Source organism: Streptomyces sp. 5-10 (genome assembly GCF_014712245.1).
GTDB lineage: Bacteria > Actinomycetota > Actinomycetes > Streptomycetales > Streptomycetaceae > Streptomyces > Streptomyces violaceusniger.
The window spans coordinates 83,743-103,769 of record NZ_JACVYG010000025.1; the positions used below are offsets into that span (position 1 = coordinate 83,743).

The following is a 20,027-nucleotide window of genomic DNA, read 5'->3' on the forward strand; positions in this document are numbered from 1 at the left end:
CGGCCTCGCGTTCCTCGACGTGGCTCTCCGCGTCAGCGGGCGGGGGACGGCGACATCTCGGCGGCCTGCCGCAGCGCCTCGATCATGCTACCGGCGTCGGCCGTGCCCGTACCGGCGATGTCGAAGGCGGTGCCGTGGTCGACGGAGGTACGGATGACGGGCAGTCCGACGGTCAGATTGACCCCGGCCTCCAGGCCCAGCACCTTGACCGGGCCGTGCCCCTGGTCGTGGTACATCGCCACGATCAGGTCGTAGTCCCCGCGCCCGGCCAGGAAGAAGGCGGTGTCGGCGGGGAGCGGGCCGCGGGCGTCGATGCCGTCGGCGCGCAGCACCTCCAGCGCGGGCACGATCTTCTCCTCCTCCTCGCCGTAGCCGAACAGCCCGTTCTCACCGGCGTGCGGATTGATCCCGCACACCCCGATCACCGGTTCGGGGGTGCCGGCGCGGACCATCGCCTCATGGCCGCGGCGCACGGTGCGCTCGACCAGGCCGGGTTCGATCTTCCGCACGGCGTCGATGAGCCCGATGTGGGTGGTGACGTGGATGACCTTCACCGTGGGGGTGGCCAGCATCATCGACACCTCCTCGACCCCGGTGAGATGGGCCAGCAGCTCGGTGTGGCCGGGGAAGACATGGCCGCCCGCGTGCAGCGCCTTCTTGTTGAGCGGGGCGGTGCAGATGCCCTGCACCTCACCGTTCATGGCGAGTTCGGCGGCGGTCCGTATGTACTGGTACGCCGCGTCCCCGGCCACCGGGGAGAGCTCGCCCCACGGCAGACCGGCGGGGAGCAGCCCGAGGTCGATGACGTTGATCCGGCCCGGGGTGAACACCGCCTCGCCGGGCGCGGCCACGGTGACGACCTCGCACGCGAGGTCGCGCAGCCGGGCGGCCTGCCGCAGCCGCTCCGCGTCCCCGATGACCACCGGACGGCAGCGCCGCAGGGTGTCCGGGTCCAGCAGCGCGGGGACGACCACCTCGGGCCCGATGCCGGCGCCGTCGCCCATGGTGACCGCGATCAGCGGAAGCGGGGCGGGGTCGGTGTCCGCACCAGCGGCCCCGGTGGGGGCGAGGTGGGGGGAGGAGTTCATGAGGTGACCTTCCGTTCGGTCGAGTGGGGGCGCAGCGCCTGGACGATGTGGCGCAGGGAGTCGGGATCGCCGAAGCTGCCCGGTCGGGTCACGACGGATCGCCCGTCGGGGGTGCGGAGGTGGACCGCGCCGTGGTGCACCTGGCCGACCGGGTCGAGCTCGGTCACCGCCAGGGCGTCCAGCACCCGGCGCGCCGTCTCGCCACCGGTCAGCACGAGGTCGACGGCCCCGCGATGCGCGGCGACGGCCGCCTCGACGGCCCGGGCGAGCCCGAGCACCAGCCGCCGCCCGGACACGGGCTCGGCTGCGCCGCCGGAGGGTGGCGCCGAGGCGGGCGCGACGGCCTGGGACGCCGCCTCGTACGCGGATGCCGGGCCGGGAGGCTGGGGCGAGGCGCCGAGGGAGACGACGGTGACGGCGGCGGTCAGCGCGGGCAGCCGCACCGGGGGCCCGTCCGCCAACAGTCCCGTGAGCGGAAGCCGCTGGTGGCCGGCCCCGTCCTCGACCAGCCGCCGGACCTGCTCAACGGCGCCCGGCTCGGCCGTACCGACGACGACCAGCACGGGCCGCCCGGTGTGCGCCGAGGGCGCGCCCGCGTCGGGGTCGGCCGCGGTGTTCGCCGAGGGCGCGGCTGTCCCGGCGGTCGACGCGGCTGCCGCCGGTGCGGGACCCCGGGTGATGCCGGCGGCACCCCAGCCCAAGGTGCCCGAAACAGCCGGACCCCGGACGGCGGTGGTGGCCGGGCCCGTGGCGCCAGGGCCAGCCAGGCCCTGGCTCCCAGCGTCCTTCACGGCCGGGCTCCCAGCGTTTTCGGCGGCCGGGCCCGTAGCGCCGGGTGGGGCCGGGTCCGTGGCGCTCGGCGTAGCCAGGGCCGTGGCGGCGGCCGGGCTCGTAGCATCCGGCGCGGCCGGGCCCGTGGCGCGGGGTGCGGCCGGGTCCGTGGCGCCGGGTGGGGCCGGGTCCGTGGCGCTCGGCGTAGCCGGGTCTGTGGTGGTGGCCGGGCTCGTAGCATCCGGTGCGGCCGGGTCCGTGGTGGCCGGGCTCCCAGCGTCCTCCGCAGCCGGACCCGTAACACCCGGCGCAGCCGGATCCGTAACACCCGGCGCAGCCGGGCCCGTGGTGGCGGGGGCGTCCGGGGACGGAGCGGCCGGTGCGCCCGCAGCCGGGAAGGACCTCGCCAGGTGGCGGCCCACGGCCAGGGCCAGGCCGCCCGAGCCGACCAGTCGCATCCCGGGGCCGTCGGCCAGCGATGCCTCGACGATCGCGTCGAGATCGGCGTCCGTCTCCGCGTCGCAGATGGCCACCCGTCCCGCCGTCGCGGCCGTGCGCAGGGCGGTGCGCAGGGTGGGGCGGGAGGACCGTACGGTCGTGAGCGGGATCAGGGCGGTGGGCAGGCCGCCGAGGGCCTGGGCCACCGAGGCGGGCGGGGGGACGGTCTCGGCGCGCCATGCGTCGCCCTCGTGGAGCGGCACGCCGCCGATGTGGACGACCCCCGAGCGCACCACGCGCCCGGCGATCGGCAGCGCGGGGGTGAGCACCACCCCCGCGCCGCCCTCCGCGAGGGCGGCGATCTCGGCGGCGACATTGCCCCGCAGCAGCGAGTCGATCTTCTTCAGGACGACGGTGTCCAGCGCCTCCACGGTGTCCGGGCTGTCCCCGTCCGGTGCGGATATCGCACCGTCCGGCGAGGACACCGCACCGTCCGGCGAGGACATCCCCCCGTCCGGCGAGGACATCCGCAGCGCCTCGCGGAGCGCCCCGCGGACCGCCTCCGCCGCCTCCGCCGCCGGGCGGTACCGGGAGTCGAGGTCCAGGACGGTCGCCTCGCCGACATGGCGGGGGCGAAGGGCCGATGCCATGCCACCAGCGGCACCCGGCCCCCCGAGGAGCAGCACCCGACTGCGTGTTGTGCGCGAGCACACCGCGGCCGCCACCTCCGCGGCGCCCGACAGGTCATCCGCGATGGCCAGCAGTCTCCGGCTGGGCGTCATGTCCACCGGTACCTCCTCGAATGACCATGACAGGCGGAGCGGCCCAACACCGTGGGTATCGTCTCCGTGGCCCCGATGATGACATACGTTGCGCGAAGTGCGCGAGAAGTATTGCGTAAAGCGCGCAGCCATGTCACGGTGACCGCCGCGACACTTTGACCCGTACGGCCCTCATCCGGGCGCCGCACGGGTCGAGCGAGCCGGTTGCTCGCCCGACACGTCGCTCGCCTCAGGAACGCCGAGAGGTCAACGATGACCCGTATCCCCTACGCTCCGGCCCTCAGCCGCCGGTCCGTGCTGCGCCTCGGAGCAGGCGCCTCAGCAGGTATCGCCCTCGCCCCGCTCGCCGGGTGCGCGGGCCCCACCGGAGCCCCCGGGCCCGGCGCCATCAGCCTCGGGCTGAACCGCTCGCTGGTCAGCCTGGACAACAAGCTCAACCAGTTCGACGCGGCGGTCACGGTGCAGCGCGCGGTGCGCCAGGCGCTGACCCGGATCGGCAAGGGGCTCCGCCCCGAACTCGTGCTCGCCGACCGCTTCGAGATGACCGAGCCCACCGCCTGGACGGTGCGGCTGCGCGAGGGGGTCCGCTACTCCGACGGAACTCCGGTCACCGTCAAGGACGTCTCGACCGCGCTCAAGATGTACGCGGGCGTCAACGGCTCGTTCATCGTGGGCCTCTTCCCCGAGATGCCCACCGTCGAGCCGGTCGACGAGCGCACCTTCCGGCTGCACACCAAGCGCCCGGTCCCCATCCTCGACCAGCTGATGGCCAACATCCTGATCACCCCGGCCGCCGGCAACCGGCCCGAGGAGCTGTCCGGCGGGGCGGGCTCCGGCCCGTACGTGGTCACCTCGGCCAACTCCGGCACCGGCGAGTACACCCTCGCCGTCAACCCCCGGTACTGGGGCCGCCGCCCCACCGTGGAACGGGTCCGGGTGCGCTTCGTGCCCGAGGAGTCCAGCCGTGTCGTCGCCGTGCGCAGCGGTGAGCTGGACGTCATCGACACCATCACCCCCGACTCCGCCGAGCAGCTCAAGGGCCTGCCGGGGGTGCGCCTGGACCGCACCTCGGGCACCCGCGTCAACCAGCTGTTCTTCAACTTCCGCAAGCCGCGCGGACATCCGCTGGCCGACCCCCGGGTGCGCGAGGCGCTCAGCTACGCCATCGACGGCGAGGCCCTGGTGCGCGATGTGCTCACCGATTCGGCCCAGCAGGCCGAGGGCGTCGTCCCGCTCGCCCTCAAGGGGGCCGTACGCACCGGGCGTTACGTCCACGACCCCGGCGAGGCCCGCAAGCGCCTCGCCGCCCTGGGCGCGAGCGATCTCAAGGTGAAGATCATCTGGGAGTCGGGCGAGTTCCCCGCGGACACCTCGGTGATGGAGGCCGTGCTGGAGATGCTGCGCGGGGTCGGCGTCCGCGCCAGCCTCCAGCAGTTCGAACCGGGCGGCGACATCCAGCAGTGGCGGCAGGGCCGCCGGGGCGACTGGGACGTCCTCGGCAACGGCTTCTCCGTCCCCACCGGCCACGCCTCCACCAGCCTCCAGGGCATGTACGGCGGCACTCCGGAGAAGGAGAAGACCCGGGACACCTACCAGGGCTATGTCTTCCCCCGGATCGCCACCCGGCTGGCCGACGCCTCCGCCGAAACCGACGAGAAGACGCGCGACGAAAGGCTCGCCGCCGTCCAGAAGGAGATCTGGGACACCCGCCCCTGCCTGTGGGCCTTCGTCCCCGATGTGGTGCTGGCCCGCCGCACCCGGGTGCGCGATGTGGGCCTGCTCCAGCTCAACTCCTACGACCTCGCCGCCGTGCGCCTGGAGGGCTGAGCCGTGACGCGCTATCTGATACGCCGCCTGGGCCAGAGCGTCCTGACCGTCTTCCTGACCCTCTCCACCGTCTTCGTCCTGGTCCGCATGGCCCCCGGCGACCCCGCATCGGCCCTGGCCGGGCCCAACCCGTCCACCGCGGACCTCGCCCGGATCCGGGAGCAGTTCGGCCTCGACCGCGGACTGCTCACCCAGTACGGGCTCTTCCTGCGCGATCTGTTCACCGGCGACCTCGGCACCAGCTACTCCTTCCACGCGCCCGCCCTGGACGTGGTGCTGGACCGGGTGCCGTACACCATCACCCTCTCCCTCTCCGCGATCGCCCTCACCACCGTGGTGGCCGTGCCACTCGGCGTGTGGATGGCCCGCCGCGCGGACACCAAGCGGGAGCTGGGCGCCAATGTGCTCACCATCGCCGGGCAGTCCATGCCGGACTTCTGGATCGGCGTGATGCTGCTGACCCTCTTCGCCGTGGCCGTCCCGGTGCTGCCCGCATCCGGCTTCACCACCTGGGGCGGACTGGTGCTGCCCACCGTGACCGTGGCGATCCTCCAGATGGCGCTGATCTCCCGGCTGGTCCGCCGGGAGATGGTGGCGGCCCTCGCCTCGCCGTACGTCACCGTCGCCCGCTCGCGCGGGGTCTCGACCCGCGTACTGACCTGGCGCTACGCCATGGGCAACTCGGCCATCCCGGTGCTCACCGCGCTCGGCACCCGCTTCGCCGCGATGCTCAACGGCGTCGTGGTGGTCGAGGTGGTCTTCGGCTGGCCCGGGGTCGGCTCGCTGGTCGTCCGCGCCCTGGAGACCCGCGACTATCCGCTGATCCAGGCGACCGTGCTGGTCACCGCCGCGCTGGCGGTCCTCGTCCAACTCCTCATCGACCTGGCCTACCCGCTGCTCGACCCGCGGGTACGCCTGGGAAAGGCGGCCTGAGATGCAAGGCGCCCTCGAACCCCCGGCCCCCGTGCGGACGGGACCCGGGACCCGCCCCAGCGCGGTCACCGCCAAGGATCTGGCCCGTGCCACCGCCACCCGGCGCCGCCGCAGCGCGAGCCTCAAGCTCTGGGCGGGCGCGGTGTGCACCCTGCTGGTCGTGGTGCCCGTGGCCCTCGCCCAGGTGCTGCCCCTGCCCGGCGCGGGCGAGCAGGACCTCTCCCGGCGCCGGCTCGCCCCGCTGACCGACGGCCACCTCTTCGGCACCGACCAGCTCGGCCGCGATCTGCTCTCCCGGGTGCTGCACGGCGGCCAGGTGTCCCTGACGGTCGGGGTGCTCGCCGTCGTCGTCTCCGGCCTCATCGGCATCGTGGCGGGCGCCGCCGCCGGGTACTACGGCCGCTGGGTGGACGCCGTCGTCTCCCGGCTGCTGGAGGCCCAGATGTCGCTGCCGCTGCTGATGATGCTGCTGCTCGTGGTGGCCCTCTTCGGCCCCTCCGTCACCGTCATCACCTGCGTCATCGCCATCGCCCAGTGGCCCGAGGTGGCCCGGCTGACCCGGTCGCTGGTGCTGGTCGAGCGGGAGAAGCCGTACGTGGCCGCCGCCCGGGTGCTGGGGCTACCCCGGATCGCCATCCTGGCCCGCCATGTCATCCCCAACATCGTCCGCCAGGCGTCGCTCGTGGTCCTGCTGCTGCTCGCCCAGGCGGTGCTGCTGGAGAGCGCCCTCAGCTACCTCGGCGCGGGCCCCCAGCGGCCGTTCGCCACCTGGGGCCGGATCATCTCCGACGGCCAGGACTACATCACCACCTCCTGGTGGCTGGTGACCCTGCCCGGCCTCGTCATCGTGCTGCTGGTGGTCGGGGTCAACCTGCTGGGCGACGGGCTGCGCGACCGCACTCGACGGCGTACGACGGAGGGCTCCCGATGAGCGACACGATGAGCGCCCCGACCAGCGACCCGGCCAACACCCCGCTGCTGGAGGTCGAGGACCTGCAGATCGAGCTGATCACCGACGGCGGTGTGGTGCGCGCTGTCGACGGGGTCGGCTTCACCATCGGCCCCGGCGAGACCGTGACCATCATCGGCGAGTCCGGCTCCGGCAAGTCCACCACAGCGATGGGGCTGCTGCGGCTGCTGCCCGAAGGGCTCGCCGTCCTCTCCGGGACGGCCCGGATCTTCGGCTCCGACGTCATCGCCGACGCCACCGCCGCCGGGCGGATCCGCGGCCGCGGCGTCTCCCTGATCCCCCAGGACCCGATGACCGCGCTCAGCCCGGTGCACACCATTGGCCGGCAGCTGGGCGAGGCGATCCGGCTGCGCCACCCGGGGATGTCCCGCGCCGACGCCCGCGCCAAGGGCGTCGAACTGCTCGGCCAAGTGCGCATCCCCCGCCCCGAGACCCGCTGGGGCGCCTACCCCCACCAGTTCTCCGGCGGCATGCTCCAGCGCGTCCTCATCGCCATCGCCCTGGCCGCCGAGCCCCGGCTGCTGGTGGCCGACGAGCCGACCTCGGCGCTCGACGTCACCGTCCAGGCGGGCGTCCTCGACCTGCTGATGGAGCTCCAGGAGCGCACCGGCATCGGCATCCTGATGATCACCCACGACCTGGGGGTGGCCCGGCTGGTCTCCGACCGGATCCACGTCATGCGCGGCGGCCGGTTCGTGGAGTCGGGACCGGTGGAACAGATCGTGGACCACCCCCGCGAGCGGTATACCCGCGATCTGCTCGCCGCCGTGCCCACCCTGGGCCCCTGGGACGAGACCCCCGCGGCCGCCGTCACCGAGGAGGCGCAGTGACCCCCACACCCCTGCTGGCCGTCGAGGACCTGGTGGTCGAATACCCGGTCGCCGGCGGTGTCTTCCGCGCGGTGGACGGCGTCAGCTTCGCCGTACCCCCCGGCGGGGCGCTCGGCGTCGTCGGCGAGTCCGGCTGCGGCAAGTCCACCATCGCCCGCTCCATCGTCCGGCTGCTGCGCCCCACCCGGGGCCGGATCCTGCTCGACGGAACCGATATCGCGGGCCTGCCCGAGCGGCGGCTGCGCCCGCTGCGCAAGCGGGTGCAGATGGTCTTCCAGGATCCGTACGGCTCCCTGGACCCGCATCTGACGGCCGAGGAGATCGTGGCCGAACCGCTGCGGCTGAACGGCATGCGCTCCGGGGCCGAACGCGCCCGCCGCGCCGCCGCCCTCATCGACCAGGTCGGGCTGCCCGCCGGTGCGCTCCAGCGCCGCCCGGCCGAGTTCTCCGGCGGCCAGCGGCAGCGGATCGGCATCGCCCGCGCCCTGGCCAGCGGCCCCGAGCTGCTGGTGTGCGACGAGGCCACCTCCGCGCTGGACGTCTCCGTACAGGCCCAGGTGCTCCAGCTGCTGCGGGAGCTCCAGGCCGAACGGGGGCTCGCCTACATCGTCATCTCCCACAACCTCGGCGTGGTCCGCGAGATCAGCTCCGAGGTGGTGGTGATGCGCGCCGGGAGGATCATCGAATCCGGGCCCACCGGCACGGTGCTCTCCGCGCCCGCCGACCCCTACACCCGGGCGCTGCGACGGGCGGCGCTCGACCCGACGACCATGCGGGGACGCAAACCGCGCGCCCTGGTGTCCGCGATCGCGGCCGACCAGGAACCCGTCGCGGCCGACCGGGGTCCCGTCGCGGCCGACCGGGATTCCGTCGCGGCCGACCAGGAACCAGGAGCGACGCAGTGAACGCGCATCCGCACACCCATACCACCAGCCAGGCGTCCCCCGGCGGGGTCGCCCTGCCGGGGATCCCGGTGCGGCTCTCGCGGCTGGTGCTGGGCACCATGACCTTCGGTGACACGGTGGACCGCGCGGGCGCCGCCGCGATGCTGGACACCGCGCTGGACGCCGGGGTGACGGGGGTGGACACCGCGAACGCCTACGCGGGCGGCACCACCGAGACGATCCTGGCCGAGCTGTTGCCCGGCCGCCGCGACCGGATCGTGCTCGCCACCAAGGCCGGTATGCCGCACCCCGACGCCGGCGGCCACTCACCGCTGTCCGCGCGCGGGATGCGCGCGGCCCTCGAGGGCAGCCTGCGCCGTCTGGGCACCGACCATGTCGACCTGTTCTATCTGCACCAGCCCGACCGCTCCACGCCGCTGGAGGAGACCCTGGGCACGGTCGCCGAGTTCGCCACCGAGGGCAAGATCCTCGCGCTCGGCGTCTCCAACTACGCCGCCTGGCAGATCGCCGAGATCACCCACACCGCCGAGCGGGTCGGCGCGCCGCGCCCGGTGGTGGCCCAGCAGCTGTACAACCTGCTGGCGCGGCGGATCGAGGAGGAGTACCAGGAGTACGCGGCCACCAGCGGGCTGCGCACCATGGTCTACAACCCGCTGGGCGGTGGCCTGCTGACGGGCCGTCATTCCTTCGAGCGGCAGCCGGAGTCGGGGCGCTTCGGCGACTCGCGGGTGGCCGAGATGTACCGGCGGCGCTACTGGGACGCCGGGCTCTTCGAGGCCGTACGGAGCCTGTCCCGGATCGCCGAGGAGGCGGGCATCCCGCTCGTCGACCTCTCGCTGCGCTGGCTGCTCGGGCGGGACGGCGTGGACGCGCTGCTGCTCGGCGGCTCCCGGGTGGAACACCTCCGCGCCAACCTGGCCGCCGCGGCGGCGGGGCCGCTTCCGGCGGATGTGGCGGCGGCGTGCGACGAGGTGGGGGCGCGGCTGCGGGGGCCGATGCCCGCGTACAACCGGTAGCCGGCATGGGTCTTTCCCCGCCCCGCCCCTTCCCGAACCAATGGCTCCGCCCCTGGACCCCGGACATCCGTCGGGCGGCGCGTAGACATCCCCGTATCACCGCGACCTTGAGGAGCCCGGCGACATGACCGCCGACGATGACACCGCGATACCGCTGACGGACGGGCGGCTTCGGCCACGCCCGGGGGATCCGGGGCGCCAGGAGGCGTTTCTGCCCGCGCCTGCCGTGCAGAACCACGCCGCCAACCTCACCGTGTTGCCCGGAGGGGACCTCGGGTGTGTGTGGTTCGGGGGTACGCAGGAGGGCGTGCCGGACATCTCGGTGTGGTTCTCGCGGCTCGCCCCGGGGGCCGGCACCTGGACCGAGCCGGTCCGGCTCTCCGACGACGCCACCCGCTCGGAGCAGAACCCGCTGCTGTTCCCCACCCCGGCCGGGGAGCTGTGGCTGCTGTACACCGCCCAGCGGGCGGGCGACCAGGACACCGCCGAGGTCCGGCTGCGGGTGTCCGCCGACGCGGGCGCCACCTGGGGCGCGCCGCGTACGCTCTTCCCGGCCACCGAGGCGGGCGGGGTGTTCATCCGTCAGCCGGTGGCCGTCCTGGACTCCGGGCGGTGGCTGCTTCCGGTGTTCCACTGCGTGGCCACCCCCGGTGTCAAATGGGTCGGCGACCGCGACACCAGCGCGGTGATGATCAGCGACGACCAGGGGCGGACCTGGCGCGAGCGGCCGGTGCCGGGCTCGACCGGCTGTGTGCACATGAACGTCCACCAACTGCCGGACACCACCCTGCTCGCCCTCTTCCGCAGCCGCTGGGCGGACGCGGTGTACCGCTCGCACAGCACCGACGGCGGGGAGACCTGGAGCGAGCCGGTCCGCACCGAACTGCCCAACAACAACTCCTCCGTGCAGTACGTCCCGCTCGCCGACGGACGGCTCGCGCTGGTCTACAACCACAGCAGCCGCGCGGACGCCACGGCCCGCCGCGTGTCCCTCTACGACGAGATCGACGACGAGGGCGGGACCAGTCAGACCCCCGCCCCTGCCCCGGCCGCCACGCCGGACGACTCCGCACCCGGCGCCTTCTGGGGCGCGCCCCGCGCTCCGATGACCCTCGCGCTGTCCTACGACAACGGCCTGACCTGGCCCGTACGGCGCGATCTGGACACCGGCGACGGCCACTGCCTGACCAACAACTCACGCGACCGGCTCAACCGCGAGCTGTCCTACCCCACCATCCGGCAGGGCTCCGACGGCACGCTGCACATCGCGTACACCTACCACCGGCAGGCCATCAAGTACGTCCGCGTCGCACCGGATTGGGCGGCCGATGGCTGAGCCTCGCCACGCCGTGGTCACCGGTGTCAGCTCCGGTATCGGCGCCGCGATCGCCGCCCGGCTGCTGGACGAGGGGTGGCGGGTCACCGGGATCAGCCGTACGGCCCCCGCGCACACGGGTGCGCGGCCGCACTGGATCCCGGCCGATCTGTCCCGGCCGGAAACCCTCCCCGAACTGCTCGCCCCGGTCTCCGGGGTGGACGCGATCGTGCACGCGGCGGGCGTTCAGCGCTCGGCGCGGCTGGGGGAGCTGGACCCCGAGGACGGGTCCCTCATGTGGCGGATCCATGTGCAGGCGGCGGGCGTCCTGGTGGACACGCTGGTGGACCGGGTCGCGGACGGTGGCCGGGTGGTGCTGGTGGGCAGCCGGACGATGACGGGCGTCCCCGGCAAGAGCCAGTACGCCGCCACCAAGGCGGCGCTGCCCGCGCTGGCCCGGTCCTGGGCGGCCGAGCTGGCGCCAAGGGCGGTCACGGTGAACGTGGTGGCGCCGGGCCCGACGGACACCCCCATGCTGCGGGACCCCGGCCGTAGCGGCACACCACCCGTGATGCCACCGCTGGGGCGGCTGGTCCGCGCCGAGGAGGTGGCGGGGCTGACGTCGTTCCTGCTGGGCCCGGAGGGCGGCGCGGTCACCGGCCAGACGCTGGTGATGTGCGCGGGCGCCTCACTCTGACGGCGGCGCGGCGTCACCGCGGGCGAGCGCCAGCAGGCCCGCGGTGTCCCCGGGCCGGGCCCGGAGCGAGGGCAGCAGCAGGGTCCACAGATCGGCCAGCCGGTCCTCGACCAGCCGCCGCCCGTCGAGCGCCTCGGAGACGGTATGCAGCCCGAAGAAGGCGCACACGACCGTCCGGGCGGCGGGCAGCGGATCGACATGCGGGGCCAGATCGCCCTCGGCGCGCGCCTTCTCCATCATCTGCCCCACCGCGTCGATCCACCCCACGAAGGGCGGTGGCATGGGCGCCGCGATCAGGGTGCGCTCGGTCCACAGCCGGGCTCCGGCCCGTACCACGATGTCGTCGCGGAAGGCGCGGGCCACCGCGAAGCTGAGCCGGACCAGTTGCTCCAGGGGCGGCGCGTCGAGGGCGGCGAAGCGCTCGATCAGCGGGGGCCAGGTGGCGAAGTGTTCCTCCACCACGGCCAGGGCGAGCCTTTCCTTGCTCGTGTAATGGAAATAGATCGCGCCGCTGGTGTGGCCGGACCGGGAGGTGATGTCGCTGATGCTCGTTCCCGCGTATCCCCGTTCGTCGAAAAGGAACGCTGCGGCCTCCAGAAGGGATCGGCGTGTTTGCTCGGCCCGTTCTTGCACGTGTTCGCCGTCCTTACACCAGCCCGTCGGATGTGACGGGGAGAACTTAGCGGACTTTCGGCCCGAGATGGTGATGAGGCGAGACAGGTCAAACATTATTAGTATTTTATGGTGATCGTTCGTGAGGCTCATGGCCTTTCGGAGCCGTCCGGTCCCGCCGGGCGGCCGCTCAGCTGGTCCCGCACGGTGGCGCGGGAGGCGGTGCACCGGGTCTCGGTGGCCGAGGTGCTGCTCACCGATGTGCGCAACCACGGTGACAACCGGTTCGAGGCCGCGGCCCAGTGGCCGAGGTCCCATCCCACCTTCCCGCACGGCGGGGACGGCCGTCACCATCCGCTGATGATCGCGGAGACCCTGCGCGAGCTGGGGATCTACATCCCCACCCGGTACTACGCGGTGCCCGCGGGGGCGCACTTCCTGATCCGGGACATCTCCTACCGGCTGGACCCGGAGACCGAGCCCCGGGCGCCGTACGGGGCCTCCGACATCACCTGCCGGGCCGCCGTCACCGACATCCGTACCAGCCCCTGCGGGCGCTTCGTCACCGGGATGCGGCTGGATGTCGTGCTGTCGGCGGGCGGCAAGCTCTTCGCGTGGGCGGGGGGCACCGCGCGCTTCCTCGACGGCACGACCTACGCGGAGACCCGGGCCGCCGCCCACGGGCACACCGCGCGCCGCAGACTGCGTGCCGCGGTACGGCCCTCACCTGCGCAACTGGCCGTTCCGGCGGCCCGGGACGTGCTGGTGGTGCGGGACGGGGGAGTGGTCTACCTCGACCCCGCCGATCCCCGTCATCCGTTCTTCTTCGACCACTGGAGCGACCATGTGCCGGGCCTGGTGCTGCTGGAGGGCGCCCGGCAGGCGGCGGCACTGGCCACCGGTGGGGCGCTGACCCGGCCGGTCGCCTGCCGGATGAAGGCGATCCGCTTCACCGAGTCGTATCCGCCGGCCGTGGTCGAGTGCACCGCCCACGGCAGGACGTGTGTCTTCCGGCTGCGCCAGGCCGGTATCTGCACGGCGGTGGGCGTGCTCCAGTACCTCTGAGCGACGAACACTCCGTGTGGCGAACACGCCGTGCGACGAACAAAACGCCGACGCTCAGTAGCCTCTTGCTTACTGCGGGTCATCAAACTAACGTAGTGATCGTTATGTTTCGGGCAGGCGAACCCCACGGCCTGTACGACAACAGCGGTCGGCGCACAGCGCCCTCATGAGCCGCCAGGACGCTTTCCACCGCGCGGCCCCCGCAGGTACAGGCATCCCCTGCGCCGATTCCTCCACCTCCCATGGAACGGCAGACAGATGACAGCCGAAAAGTTTCTCGGATGGACCCCAGCCGCCATCGTCTTCGACTGTGACGGCACCCTGATGGATTCCGAACGACACTGGGAGGAGGCGCGCGAAGTGGTCCTCAGAAGCCACGGAACCGCCCCCGACGAGGAGTTCGCACGGCGCACGAAGGGGCTCCACTACACCGAATGCGGCCGGATGCTGGCCGAATTCGCCGGCCGCCCCGAACTCGCCGACGAAATGACCGGACAACTCCTGGACGCCTTCCGCCGGCTGGTGGCCGACGACCCGGTCACCATGCCGGGGGCGTCCCAACTGGTCGCGAAGGCGGCTGCCTTCGCACCGCTGGCCGTGGCCAGCAACTGCCCGCGGGACGTCGTAGAGGACGGGCTCGCCAAGGCCGGGCTGCTGCGGTACTTCGGCCATGTGCTGGTCCCCGAGGGGGACGTGCGGCCCAAACCCCATCCCGACGTCTATCTGGAGGCCGCCCGGCTGTGCGGGGCGGCCCCCGGGGACGCCCTGGCGGTGGAGGACTCCCACTGCGGGTTTCTGTCCGCCTCGCGCGCCGGGCTGAGGGTGCTCGGCGTGGGCCCGCGGAAGCCGGTGGACGAGCCCCCGCCGGTCGATGTGTGGGTCTCCACCCTCGCCGACCCGGACCTGGTCAAGTGGGCGGACTCCCGGGCGGCCTGAGGGCGCGTGAGCCACGCTCACCGCCTGGTCGGCGGGCGCCGCGGGTCACTTCTTCCCGTCGCGCCGCGGGTCACTTCTTCCCGTCGTGGCCCGCATGGCTCGCCGAGCCGTCCATGCCCTCCATACCGTCCATCCCGTCCATGCCGCCCCCCGACTTCGTCCCGCCAGGGGACCTGCCGTGGGACATGGACATCCCCTTCTCGAGGGATCCGCCGATCTTCTCGCGCAGGGGCTCCAGCGAGCCCATGGACAGGCCGGTGACCGACCAGCGCTTGCCGACCAGGTACATGCCCCCGTAGTCCTTCGACGTGGTCAGCCAGTCGTGCTGGCCCTTGTCGGTGGCGAAGGTGACCATCGTGAACCGCTTCTGACCGGACCCGCAGGAGCCCTGGCGCAGCTCCTCCGCCTCGGTGATGATCGTGGCCTTGCACCCGATGGCATCCGCGATCTCCGTCAGCGGCGCGGGCTTCCCGGGCTTGGCGAACTCCTTGGTGGCGGGGGACACCTTCTTCTCCTCGTGGCCGGCGCCATGTGTCCGATCGCCTCCACCGCAGCCGGCCAGGAACAGCAGGGCCGCGCCGACCGCGGTGGCACGGAGAGCGAGTGACACAACAACCTCCCGTAGAAAATCCGGCGGGGCGGCCCGGGCTCGGACGCCTCGGGCCACCCGCCGCGGTGGACCAAAAGTAGTGGGTGTCTCCCTTACTGGCCCGCCTTCTTGCCCTTGTCGGTGACCGCGAACCAGGTGCCCTTCACGCCCTGGCCGTTGATGTCACCGGGCTTCTTGTCCCCGGTGAAGGTGTACAGCAGCCAGCAGTCGAACGCCGCCTGCTTGGTGCCGTCGGGGCGCTTGAAGGAGGTGACCTTCGCCGCGTCGACCCCGGCGACCTTGGTGGTGTCCACGGCCTTGACGGGCTTCCAGGTGTCCAGGCAGGCACCGAGGCAGCCGGTCTTCATCGGCCAGGCGCTGTCCTTGTCGAACCGGTAGACGGTCATGCCCTTGCCGTCCACGATGATCTTGCCCAGCTCGGCGTTGTTGTTGACCATCAGCTGGAGGCTGTCGTCCGCGGCCGCGGTCTTGCCGGCCGGCTTTCCGTCGGGCGCCAGCGCGTTCCAGGTGCCGCCCACGCCCTGGCCCTTGGTGTCACCGGGCTTGTTGTCGCCCGCGAAGCGGTAGACCGGCCAGCCCGCCAGCGTCAGCTGCTTGGTGCCGTCGGCGCGGGTGACCGAGCCCAGCTTGCTCGACTCGATACCGGTGGTGGCCGCGGCGTCGTCCGCGGGCACCGCGGGCCACTTGGTGGCGCAGTCGTCGTTGCAGTTGGACTTGGCCGGCTTGGGGGTGTCCTCGTCGAACCGGTAGAGCGTCCAGCCCTTGCTGTCGGTGACGAACTTGCCCAGCTTGGCGTCCTCCTTGACCGCCAGCTGCTTCGCCGGGCCGGTGCGCTCGGCCTCGCCGCCCGCGCCGGCCCCGGTGTCACCGCCCGCCTCGTACCCGCCGCCGGCGCCGGCCGCGGCCCCAGCGCCCGCCGACGCGGAGGCCCCCGCACCCACGGTCTGGCTGCCACCCGCCGGCTGCACATTGGCGCTGCCCGCGCTGTTGTCCGTGCTGCTGCCGCAAGCCGCCGTCAGCAGAACCATCGCTACCGACACCCCGGCGAATGCGATGTGACGCCGCTTCTCCATGACCATTCCTCTGCAATCTCGATCGGTCCGGCGGTGATTGCGCCGACGCCGGTCCATACGGAGCCCGTACGGACCGGCGTTCAGCGGCTCGCGAATTTGTCACCGGACGCAAAATTCGCCGGATCGCTGAGCGCACAGCAGTCGACGGCCGTTTCTCACGGCCGTCGCGGTGTCGGTGGTGCGGCTGGTTCGTCCCCTCGCTACTCCTCGATGCGCAGCGCCAGGGCGGGGCAGCGCCGGACCGCGCGGACCGCCTGCGCCCGCAGCTGCCGGGGCACATCCATCTTGGCCGAGGCCGGATAGCCGTCGATCCCGAGCGTCAGCACCTCGGGCGGCAGGATGTCCGCGCACAGCCCATGGCCCTGGCACAGCGACCAGTCCACCAGGAGCTTCTCCATCGGGCCCCGCTGGCGGCGCTCGTCGCGCGCGGCGGGGTTCAGCGGGGCGGGCGGCAGGGCCGGCGGCAGCGCGTCCTCCGGCAGCGGCAGCACCCCCAGCGTGGGCCGTCCGCAGCCGGCGCCGAGCGCATGCGCCTCGAACTCCTCGGGGAACGCGTCCAGCGCGGTGGTCACGAAACCGGCGGTGCCATCGGGATGGCTGCAGGCCCCGCGCCTCCTCACCGAGTTGACGTAGGCGCGCACATTGTCGATCGAGGACTGGCCGCCACCGCGCTCCACCTGGCCGATGGCGTCCGCGAGCGCGGGCAGCCCGATGAAGCAGGGCCCGCACTGACCGGCCGTCTCCGCGGCCAGCCAGCGCGCGATCCGCGCGGTCTCGCCGAGCGGGCAGGTGTTCTCGGGGATGGGCAGCACCGCCCCGGCGCCCAGCCGGGCGCCGTACTTCTTCATGGACTCCCGGGAGATGGTGACCGCGTTGATGCTCTTGGGGTCCAGCCACTTGCCGTGGTAGCCGCCCACCAGCACCGCCTGGCCGGGGGTGAGGCCGCACAGCTCCAGGACGTAGGTCAGCGGCACGCCGGTTGGCGTCTCCATCACGTACTTGCCACCGACCGTCAGCAGCGTGGTGCCCGGCTCGGTGGGCAGCCCCACCGAGCGGTACGGCAGGGCGCCCATCCGGGCGGCCACCGCGAGCTGGGCGAAGGTCTCGGTGTTGGACAGCAGGGTGGGCAGCCCGCTGAGCCCGCTGTCGCTGGTCCGGATCTTCCGGCCGTTGGGGATGGCCGGGGCGCCGCTGATGCCGTTGATGACCGCGCCGCCCTCACCGGCGACGAACCGGTCATCGGTGACGGTCACCGAGACCGGGACGCCACTGGGGCCGCGCTCGGCGATCGCGGCGGCCACGGACTCCTGGACGTCCTGGCGGTGCACCGCGATGGCCACCTCCTCGGCGCCGAGCGCCTCGGCGGCCAGCACGGCGCCGTCGATCACCAGATGCGGGGTGTGCAGCAGCAGCGCGGTGTCCTTGAGGCAACTGGGCTCGCCCTCACTGCCGTTGACCACCACGGCGCAGCGGCCCTCGCGCCGGCCGGCCGACTCCACGACCGCCTGGACCTTCTTGGCGAAGGGGAAACCGGCGCCGCCGCGCCCGCGCAGATCGATGTTCTCCGCGAGCGCCACGAGCTCGTCCGCCCGGAGGGCGGGCATGGTGCCATGGACGGTCAGATGGCCGACCCGGTCGAGCCGGTACACCTCGTCGAGCCCGGCCAGCAGCCGGGGCGGATCGACACAGGCGAGCCTGGGTTTGGTCTTGATCACCGGTCCCACCCACGAGAGGCGCCGAGCGGCTGACTGTCACGCCGTCCGGACTCGGCCGAACGGGGGCGCGGCACGGTGGGATCGGCCCGCCGGGTCCGGCCCTCCTGCATGCTGCGGGCCGGAGGGTTCCTGACCTCGATGCCGTCCGCCCGGTCGATGTCCTGGCGCCGCCGCTGGACCAGCCGCAGCCACAGCGCGATGGCCACGCCGGCCAGCGCCGCGATGTAGCCGTAGGTCGCCCAGACCTTGGCGGCGCGGCCCGCCTTCAGACCGTGGATCAGCGCGGCGCACCACGCGGGGTAGGCGCCCACGTGCAGCGCCCGCCACCAGCGGTACCGCCAGCGGGAGTTGCCCCTGGAGGCGAACGAGCTGCGGGCCGCACCGGTCACCGCGGCGATCACGAAGAGATAGCCGGCGATGGTGCCGAGCCCGATCAGCACCGGCTGATTTGCGTCAGCGAACGGTATCGCGATGGACGCGGCGTTGGTGTGGCTCTCCGCGACCTTGACCCAGATGTGGATGGCCAGGAAGAGCAGTCCGGCGACCGCGGCCGCCCGGTGGATGGCCTGGGCCAGCAGCCGCTGTTTGGTGTGCAGGATCATCTGGTCGGTCGCGGCGAGCCCCCACAGCACCGCCGAGGTGAGACAGACCAGCGCGAGCACACCCGCGCCGAAGTCGAGGAACACGAACATCTTCGAGAACGCGCCGGCGCTCCACGTCACGTACAGGGACAGGGCGATGGTGCCGGCGATGGCATAGATCCGGATGTGGCGTGGCCATCCCAGCCCGGATGGATCATGCTGCTGGGTCCGGCGAGCGGCTCGTCGTCCCCCACGAGCTCGGCGTCCCCCGTGACGCCCCTGCGAGGAGGGGATCGGCGTTTGGGACATGGACATTGGAGCCTCCCGATCGCGCGGATTCGCGCGGGTGACGAGATACGTCAAAGTCGTCTTGGGGGCAGCAGCTTCTCGGAAGTACACGTGATCTCCATAAGATTTGTCGTAACGTGACAACTTCTCGTGGACGCACCGTGCCCACACCGTCCCCGGCTGATCCACTGTCGTCTCGATGGCAAAGAACCGGCAAAGTGCCGGGACCGGGAGGGGGCGGGGTCCTCTATGACGTAGCGGAGGACCCTCGACTCCCTGACCGGTACTGGACGAACCGGTGACGGAGGCAACCTCCACGGACCTGACCGACCCCCCAACGGCCAGGTCTCCCCCCGGCAAGAACGAGGTAATGATGGGCGAACTCGTGAACCGCATCTGGTCCCGCCCCCGTGGCGAGTGGACCCGCGTTCTGCGCAATGAACTCCCGTCCCTGGCCGACGAGGTGGTTGAGAACCTTCGGCACAGAATTCCGGGATTCGCCGAACTCCTGGAGGACTCTGAGCGAGACAAGGTCCGATGGGGAGTCGAGCAGGCTCTCCTGACCGCACTCGGCCACCGCAAGGCGGGTGAGGACGGCGCGGGCGAGCAGGCCGCCTCCGGTGAGGAGGCGCTGGCCGAGGTGCCGCCCGAGCGGGCCCGGCGCGATCTGTTCGAGGCCCTCATCGGCGAGGTGGCGGTCTCCGAGCGCACCCTGATGGAGCTCTCCCGGGCCGCCCGCTGGCCGCTCCCCGAGACGGTGCAGGCCATCGCCCTGCCCACCCCGGGCGAGGCCCCGCAGCTGGCCGCCGTGCTGGGAGACACCCTCATCGGCGCGGTCGGCGACGAGCTGTGCCTGCTGATCCCCGACCCGGACGCGGACCCGGGACCCACCGCGGACACCGGCACCGCGGCCGCCCAGGACGGCGAGAAGGACCCGGAGCGGGAAACCGCCCCGGCCGAGCCCGGCACCCGGGCGGCGCTGGAGACCGCGCTGCGCGGCCGTACCGCGGCCGTGGGCCATGTGGTGCCGCTGGGCGACGCGGCCTCCTCGGTGCGTTGGGCCCGGCGCCTGCTGACCCTGACGCCCGCCCGCTCCGGCCCCGAGGCCCGGGTGCTCTTCGTCGACGACCATCTGTCGATGCTGTTGCTCCTTCAGGACGAGTCGCTGGTCCGGGCGCTGGCCGCCCGGTGGCTCAAGCCGCTCGTCGGGCTGACCCCACGGCAGAGCGAGCGCCTGCAGATGACGCTGCTGGCCTGGCTGGAGGGCGGTGGCGCGCCCGAGGCGGCCAAGGCCCTCAAGGTGCATCCGCAGACCGTGCGGTACCGGCTGCGCCAGATCGAGAAGCTCTTCGGGCCCGGCCTCCGGGACCCCCGAATACGCTTCGAGCTGGAGATGGCGCTGCGCGGCCGCAGGCTGATGGCCCAGATGGACCGGATACGCCGCCACGCGTCCCGGGTGAGCCGCCGGACCCGTACCGGCGCGCCCCCCGGTGTCCGGCCGCTGGGCATCGCCAGAGAGGCGCGCGTCAACGGACTCTGACCAGGCTCCGCCGACAGCGGGCGAACCGCCGGCCG

Annotated in this window: 18 protein-coding genes; 11 read left to right on the forward strand and 7 right to left on the reverse strand. The window is 72.8% G+C overall.

Going from position 1 to position 20,027, the window contains the following annotated elements; all coding sequences use genetic code 11:
- Positions 1-32: 32 nt before the first annotated feature.
- Together pdxA and IEJ02_RS48845 are read right to left on the reverse strand one after the other, a co-directional pair.
- Complete coding sequence (gene pdxA / locus IEJ02_RS25810) at positions 33-1,088, reverse strand: 4-hydroxythreonine-4-phosphate dehydrogenase PdxA (protein ID WP_191067054.1); 1,056 nt, start codon at positions 1,086-1,088, stop codon at positions 33-35.
- The gene (locus tag IEJ02_RS48845; protein WP_223864427.1) at positions 1,085-3,079 is read right to left on the reverse strand and encodes a four-carbon acid sugar kinase family protein; all 1,995 of its coding nucleotides are present in this window, start codon (positions 3,077-3,079) and stop codon (positions 1,085-1,087) included. Before IEJ02_RS48845 ends, pdxA begins: the two co-directional genes overlap by 4 nt.
- A gap of 252 nt (positions 3,080-3,331) precedes the next feature.
- Between IEJ02_RS48845 and IEJ02_RS25830 the strand changes: the two genes are divergently transcribed.
- The 8 genes from IEJ02_RS25830 to IEJ02_RS25865 all read left to right on the forward strand — a co-directional run bounded on the left by IEJ02_RS25830 (position 3,332) and on the right by IEJ02_RS25865 (position 11,572).
- Entirely contained in the window at positions 3,332-4,906 is a 1,575-nt protein-coding gene (locus tag IEJ02_RS25830) for an ABC transporter substrate-binding protein (RefSeq protein WP_191067055.1), read from the forward strand.
- A gap of 3 nt (positions 4,907-4,909) precedes the next feature.
- Entirely contained in the window at positions 4,910-5,839 is a 930-nt protein-coding gene (locus IEJ02_RS25835; protein ID WP_137981275.1) for an ABC transporter permease, read from the forward strand.
- A gap of 1 nt (position 5,840) precedes the next feature.
- Positions 5,841-6,770 carry an ABC transporter permease gene (locus tag IEJ02_RS25840; RefSeq protein WP_191067056.1) on the forward strand — a complete coding sequence of 310 codons (930 nt, stop codon included), beginning with the start codon at positions 5,841-5,843 and terminating at the stop codon, positions 6,768-6,770.
- Entirely contained in the window at positions 6,767-7,639 is an 873-nt protein-coding gene (locus IEJ02_RS25845; protein ID WP_223864410.1) for an ABC transporter ATP-binding protein, read from the forward strand. The genes IEJ02_RS25840 and IEJ02_RS25845 overlap by 4 nt, the downstream gene beginning before the upstream one ends.
- Positions 7,636-8,544 (forward strand): ATP-binding cassette domain-containing protein, encoded by a 909-nt coding sequence (locus IEJ02_RS25850; protein ID WP_317985924.1) that lies wholly within the window; start codon positions 7,636-7,638, stop codon positions 8,542-8,544. Before IEJ02_RS25845 ends, IEJ02_RS25850 begins: the two co-directional genes overlap by 4 nt.
- Positions 8,541-9,560 carry an aldo/keto reductase gene (locus IEJ02_RS25855; RefSeq protein ID WP_137981277.1) on the forward strand — a complete coding sequence of 340 codons (1,020 nt, stop codon included), beginning with the start codon at positions 8,541-8,543 and terminating at the stop codon, positions 9,558-9,560. Before IEJ02_RS25850 ends, IEJ02_RS25855 begins: the two co-directional genes overlap by 4 nt.
- 124 nt (positions 9,561-9,684) lie before the next feature.
- On the forward strand, positions 9,685-10,896 hold the full coding sequence (locus IEJ02_RS25860; RefSeq protein WP_191067057.1) for a sialidase family protein: 1,212 nt from the start codon (positions 9,685-9,687) through the stop codon (positions 10,894-10,896).
- On the forward strand, positions 10,889-11,572 hold the full coding sequence (locus IEJ02_RS25865) for an SDR family NAD(P)-dependent oxidoreductase (protein WP_191067058.1): 684 nt from the start codon (positions 10,889-10,891) through the stop codon (positions 11,570-11,572). The genes IEJ02_RS25860 and IEJ02_RS25865 overlap by 8 nt, the downstream gene beginning before the upstream one ends.
- Here IEJ02_RS25865 and IEJ02_RS25870 read toward each other — a convergent pair.
- Positions 11,564-12,205 carry a ScbR family autoregulator-binding transcription factor gene (locus tag IEJ02_RS25870; RefSeq protein ID WP_191067059.1) on the reverse strand — a complete coding sequence of 214 codons (642 nt, stop codon included), beginning with the start codon at positions 12,203-12,205 and terminating at the stop codon, positions 11,564-11,566. The two genes, IEJ02_RS25865 and IEJ02_RS25870, sit on opposite strands and share 9 nt — an antisense overlap.
- A gap of 108 nt (positions 12,206-12,313) precedes the next feature.
- On the opposite strand from IEJ02_RS25870, the gene IEJ02_RS25875 reads away from it, so the two are divergent.
- The gene (locus tag IEJ02_RS25875; protein ID WP_223864412.1) at positions 12,314-13,249 is read left to right on the forward strand and encodes a ScbA/BarX family gamma-butyrolactone biosynthesis protein; all 936 of its coding nucleotides are present in this window, start codon (positions 12,314-12,316) and stop codon (positions 13,247-13,249) included.
- A 258-nt stretch (positions 13,250-13,507) separates the two neighbouring features.
- Positions 13,508-14,185: an HAD family hydrolase gene (locus IEJ02_RS25880; protein WP_191067060.1), complete on the forward strand. Its 678-nt coding sequence runs from the start codon at positions 13,508-13,510 to the stop codon at positions 14,183-14,185.
- 70 nt (positions 14,186-14,255) lie between these two features.
- Here IEJ02_RS25880 and IEJ02_RS25885 read toward each other — a convergent pair whose 3' ends face one another.
- The 4 genes from IEJ02_RS25885 to IEJ02_RS25900 form a co-directional block, all read right to left on the reverse strand.
- Positions 14,256-14,795 (reverse strand): hypothetical protein, encoded by a 540-nt coding sequence (locus IEJ02_RS25885; RefSeq protein ID WP_191067061.1) that lies wholly within the window; start codon positions 14,793-14,795, stop codon positions 14,256-14,258.
- A gap of 92 nt (positions 14,796-14,887) precedes the next feature.
- Positions 14,888-15,868: an SCO0930 family lipoprotein gene (locus IEJ02_RS25890; RefSeq protein ID WP_191067062.1), complete on the reverse strand. Its 981-nt coding sequence runs from the start codon at positions 15,866-15,868 to the stop codon at positions 14,888-14,890.
- 200 nt (positions 15,869-16,068) lie between these two features.
- Positions 16,069-17,583 carry an NADH-quinone oxidoreductase subunit NuoF family protein gene (locus IEJ02_RS25895; protein WP_191067063.1) on the reverse strand — a complete coding sequence of 505 codons (1,515 nt, stop codon included), beginning with the start codon at positions 17,581-17,583 and terminating at the stop codon, positions 16,069-16,071.
- Entirely contained in the window at positions 17,580-18,305 is a 726-nt protein-coding gene (locus IEJ02_RS25900; protein WP_275558655.1) for a ferric reductase-like transmembrane domain-containing protein, read from the reverse strand. The genes IEJ02_RS25895 and IEJ02_RS25900 overlap by 4 nt, the downstream gene beginning before the upstream one ends.
- A gap of 517 nt (positions 18,306-18,822) precedes the next feature.
- On the opposite strand from IEJ02_RS25900, the gene IEJ02_RS25905 reads away from it, so the two are divergent.
- Positions 18,823-19,992: a PucR family transcriptional regulator gene (locus IEJ02_RS25905; protein ID WP_191067065.1), complete on the forward strand. Its 1,170-nt coding sequence runs from the start codon at positions 18,823-18,825 to the stop codon at positions 19,990-19,992.
- The last annotated feature ends 35 nt before the right edge of the window (positions 19,993-20,027 follow it).

Excerpts from the sequence above, each read along its gene's own strand:
- IEJ02_RS25880 (WP_191067060.1), top strand. The coding sequence starts at position 13,508 with ATGACAGCCGAAAAGTTTCTCGGATGGACCCCAGCCGCCATCGTCTTC.
- IEJ02_RS25905 (WP_191067065.1), top strand. The coding sequence starts at position 18,823 with ATGATGGGCGAACTCGTGAACCGCATCTGGTCCCGCCCCCGTGGCGAG.
- IEJ02_RS25840 (WP_191067056.1), top strand. The coding sequence starts at position 5,841 with ATGCAAGGCGCCCTCGAACCCCCGGCCCCCGTGCGGACGGGACCCGGG.
- pdxA (WP_191067054.1), bottom strand. The coding sequence starts at position 1,088 with ATGAACTCCTCCCCCCACCTCGCCCCCACCGGGGCCGCTGGTGCGGAC.
- IEJ02_RS25890 (WP_191067062.1), bottom strand. The coding sequence starts at position 15,868 with ATGGAGAAGCGGCGTCACATCGCATTCGCCGGGGTGTCGGTAGCGATG.
- IEJ02_RS25875 (WP_223864412.1), top strand. The coding sequence starts at position 12,314 with ATGGTGATCGTTCGTGAGGCTCATGGCCTTTCGGAGCCGTCCGGTCCC.
- IEJ02_RS48845 (WP_223864427.1), bottom strand. The coding sequence starts at position 3,079 with ATGACGCCCAGCCGGAGACTGCTGGCCATCGCGGATGACCTGTCGGGC.
- IEJ02_RS25845 (WP_223864410.1), top strand. The coding sequence starts at position 6,767 with ATGAGCGACACGATGAGCGCCCCGACCAGCGACCCGGCCAACACCCCG.
- IEJ02_RS25830 (WP_191067055.1), top strand. The coding sequence starts at position 3,332 with ATGACCCGTATCCCCTACGCTCCGGCCCTCAGCCGCCGGTCCGTGCTG.
- IEJ02_RS25860 (WP_191067057.1), top strand. The coding sequence starts at position 9,685 with ATGACCGCCGACGATGACACCGCGATACCGCTGACGGACGGGCGGCTT.
- IEJ02_RS25865 (WP_191067058.1), top strand. The coding sequence starts at position 10,889 with ATGGCTGAGCCTCGCCACGCCGTGGTCACCGGTGTCAGCTCCGGTATC.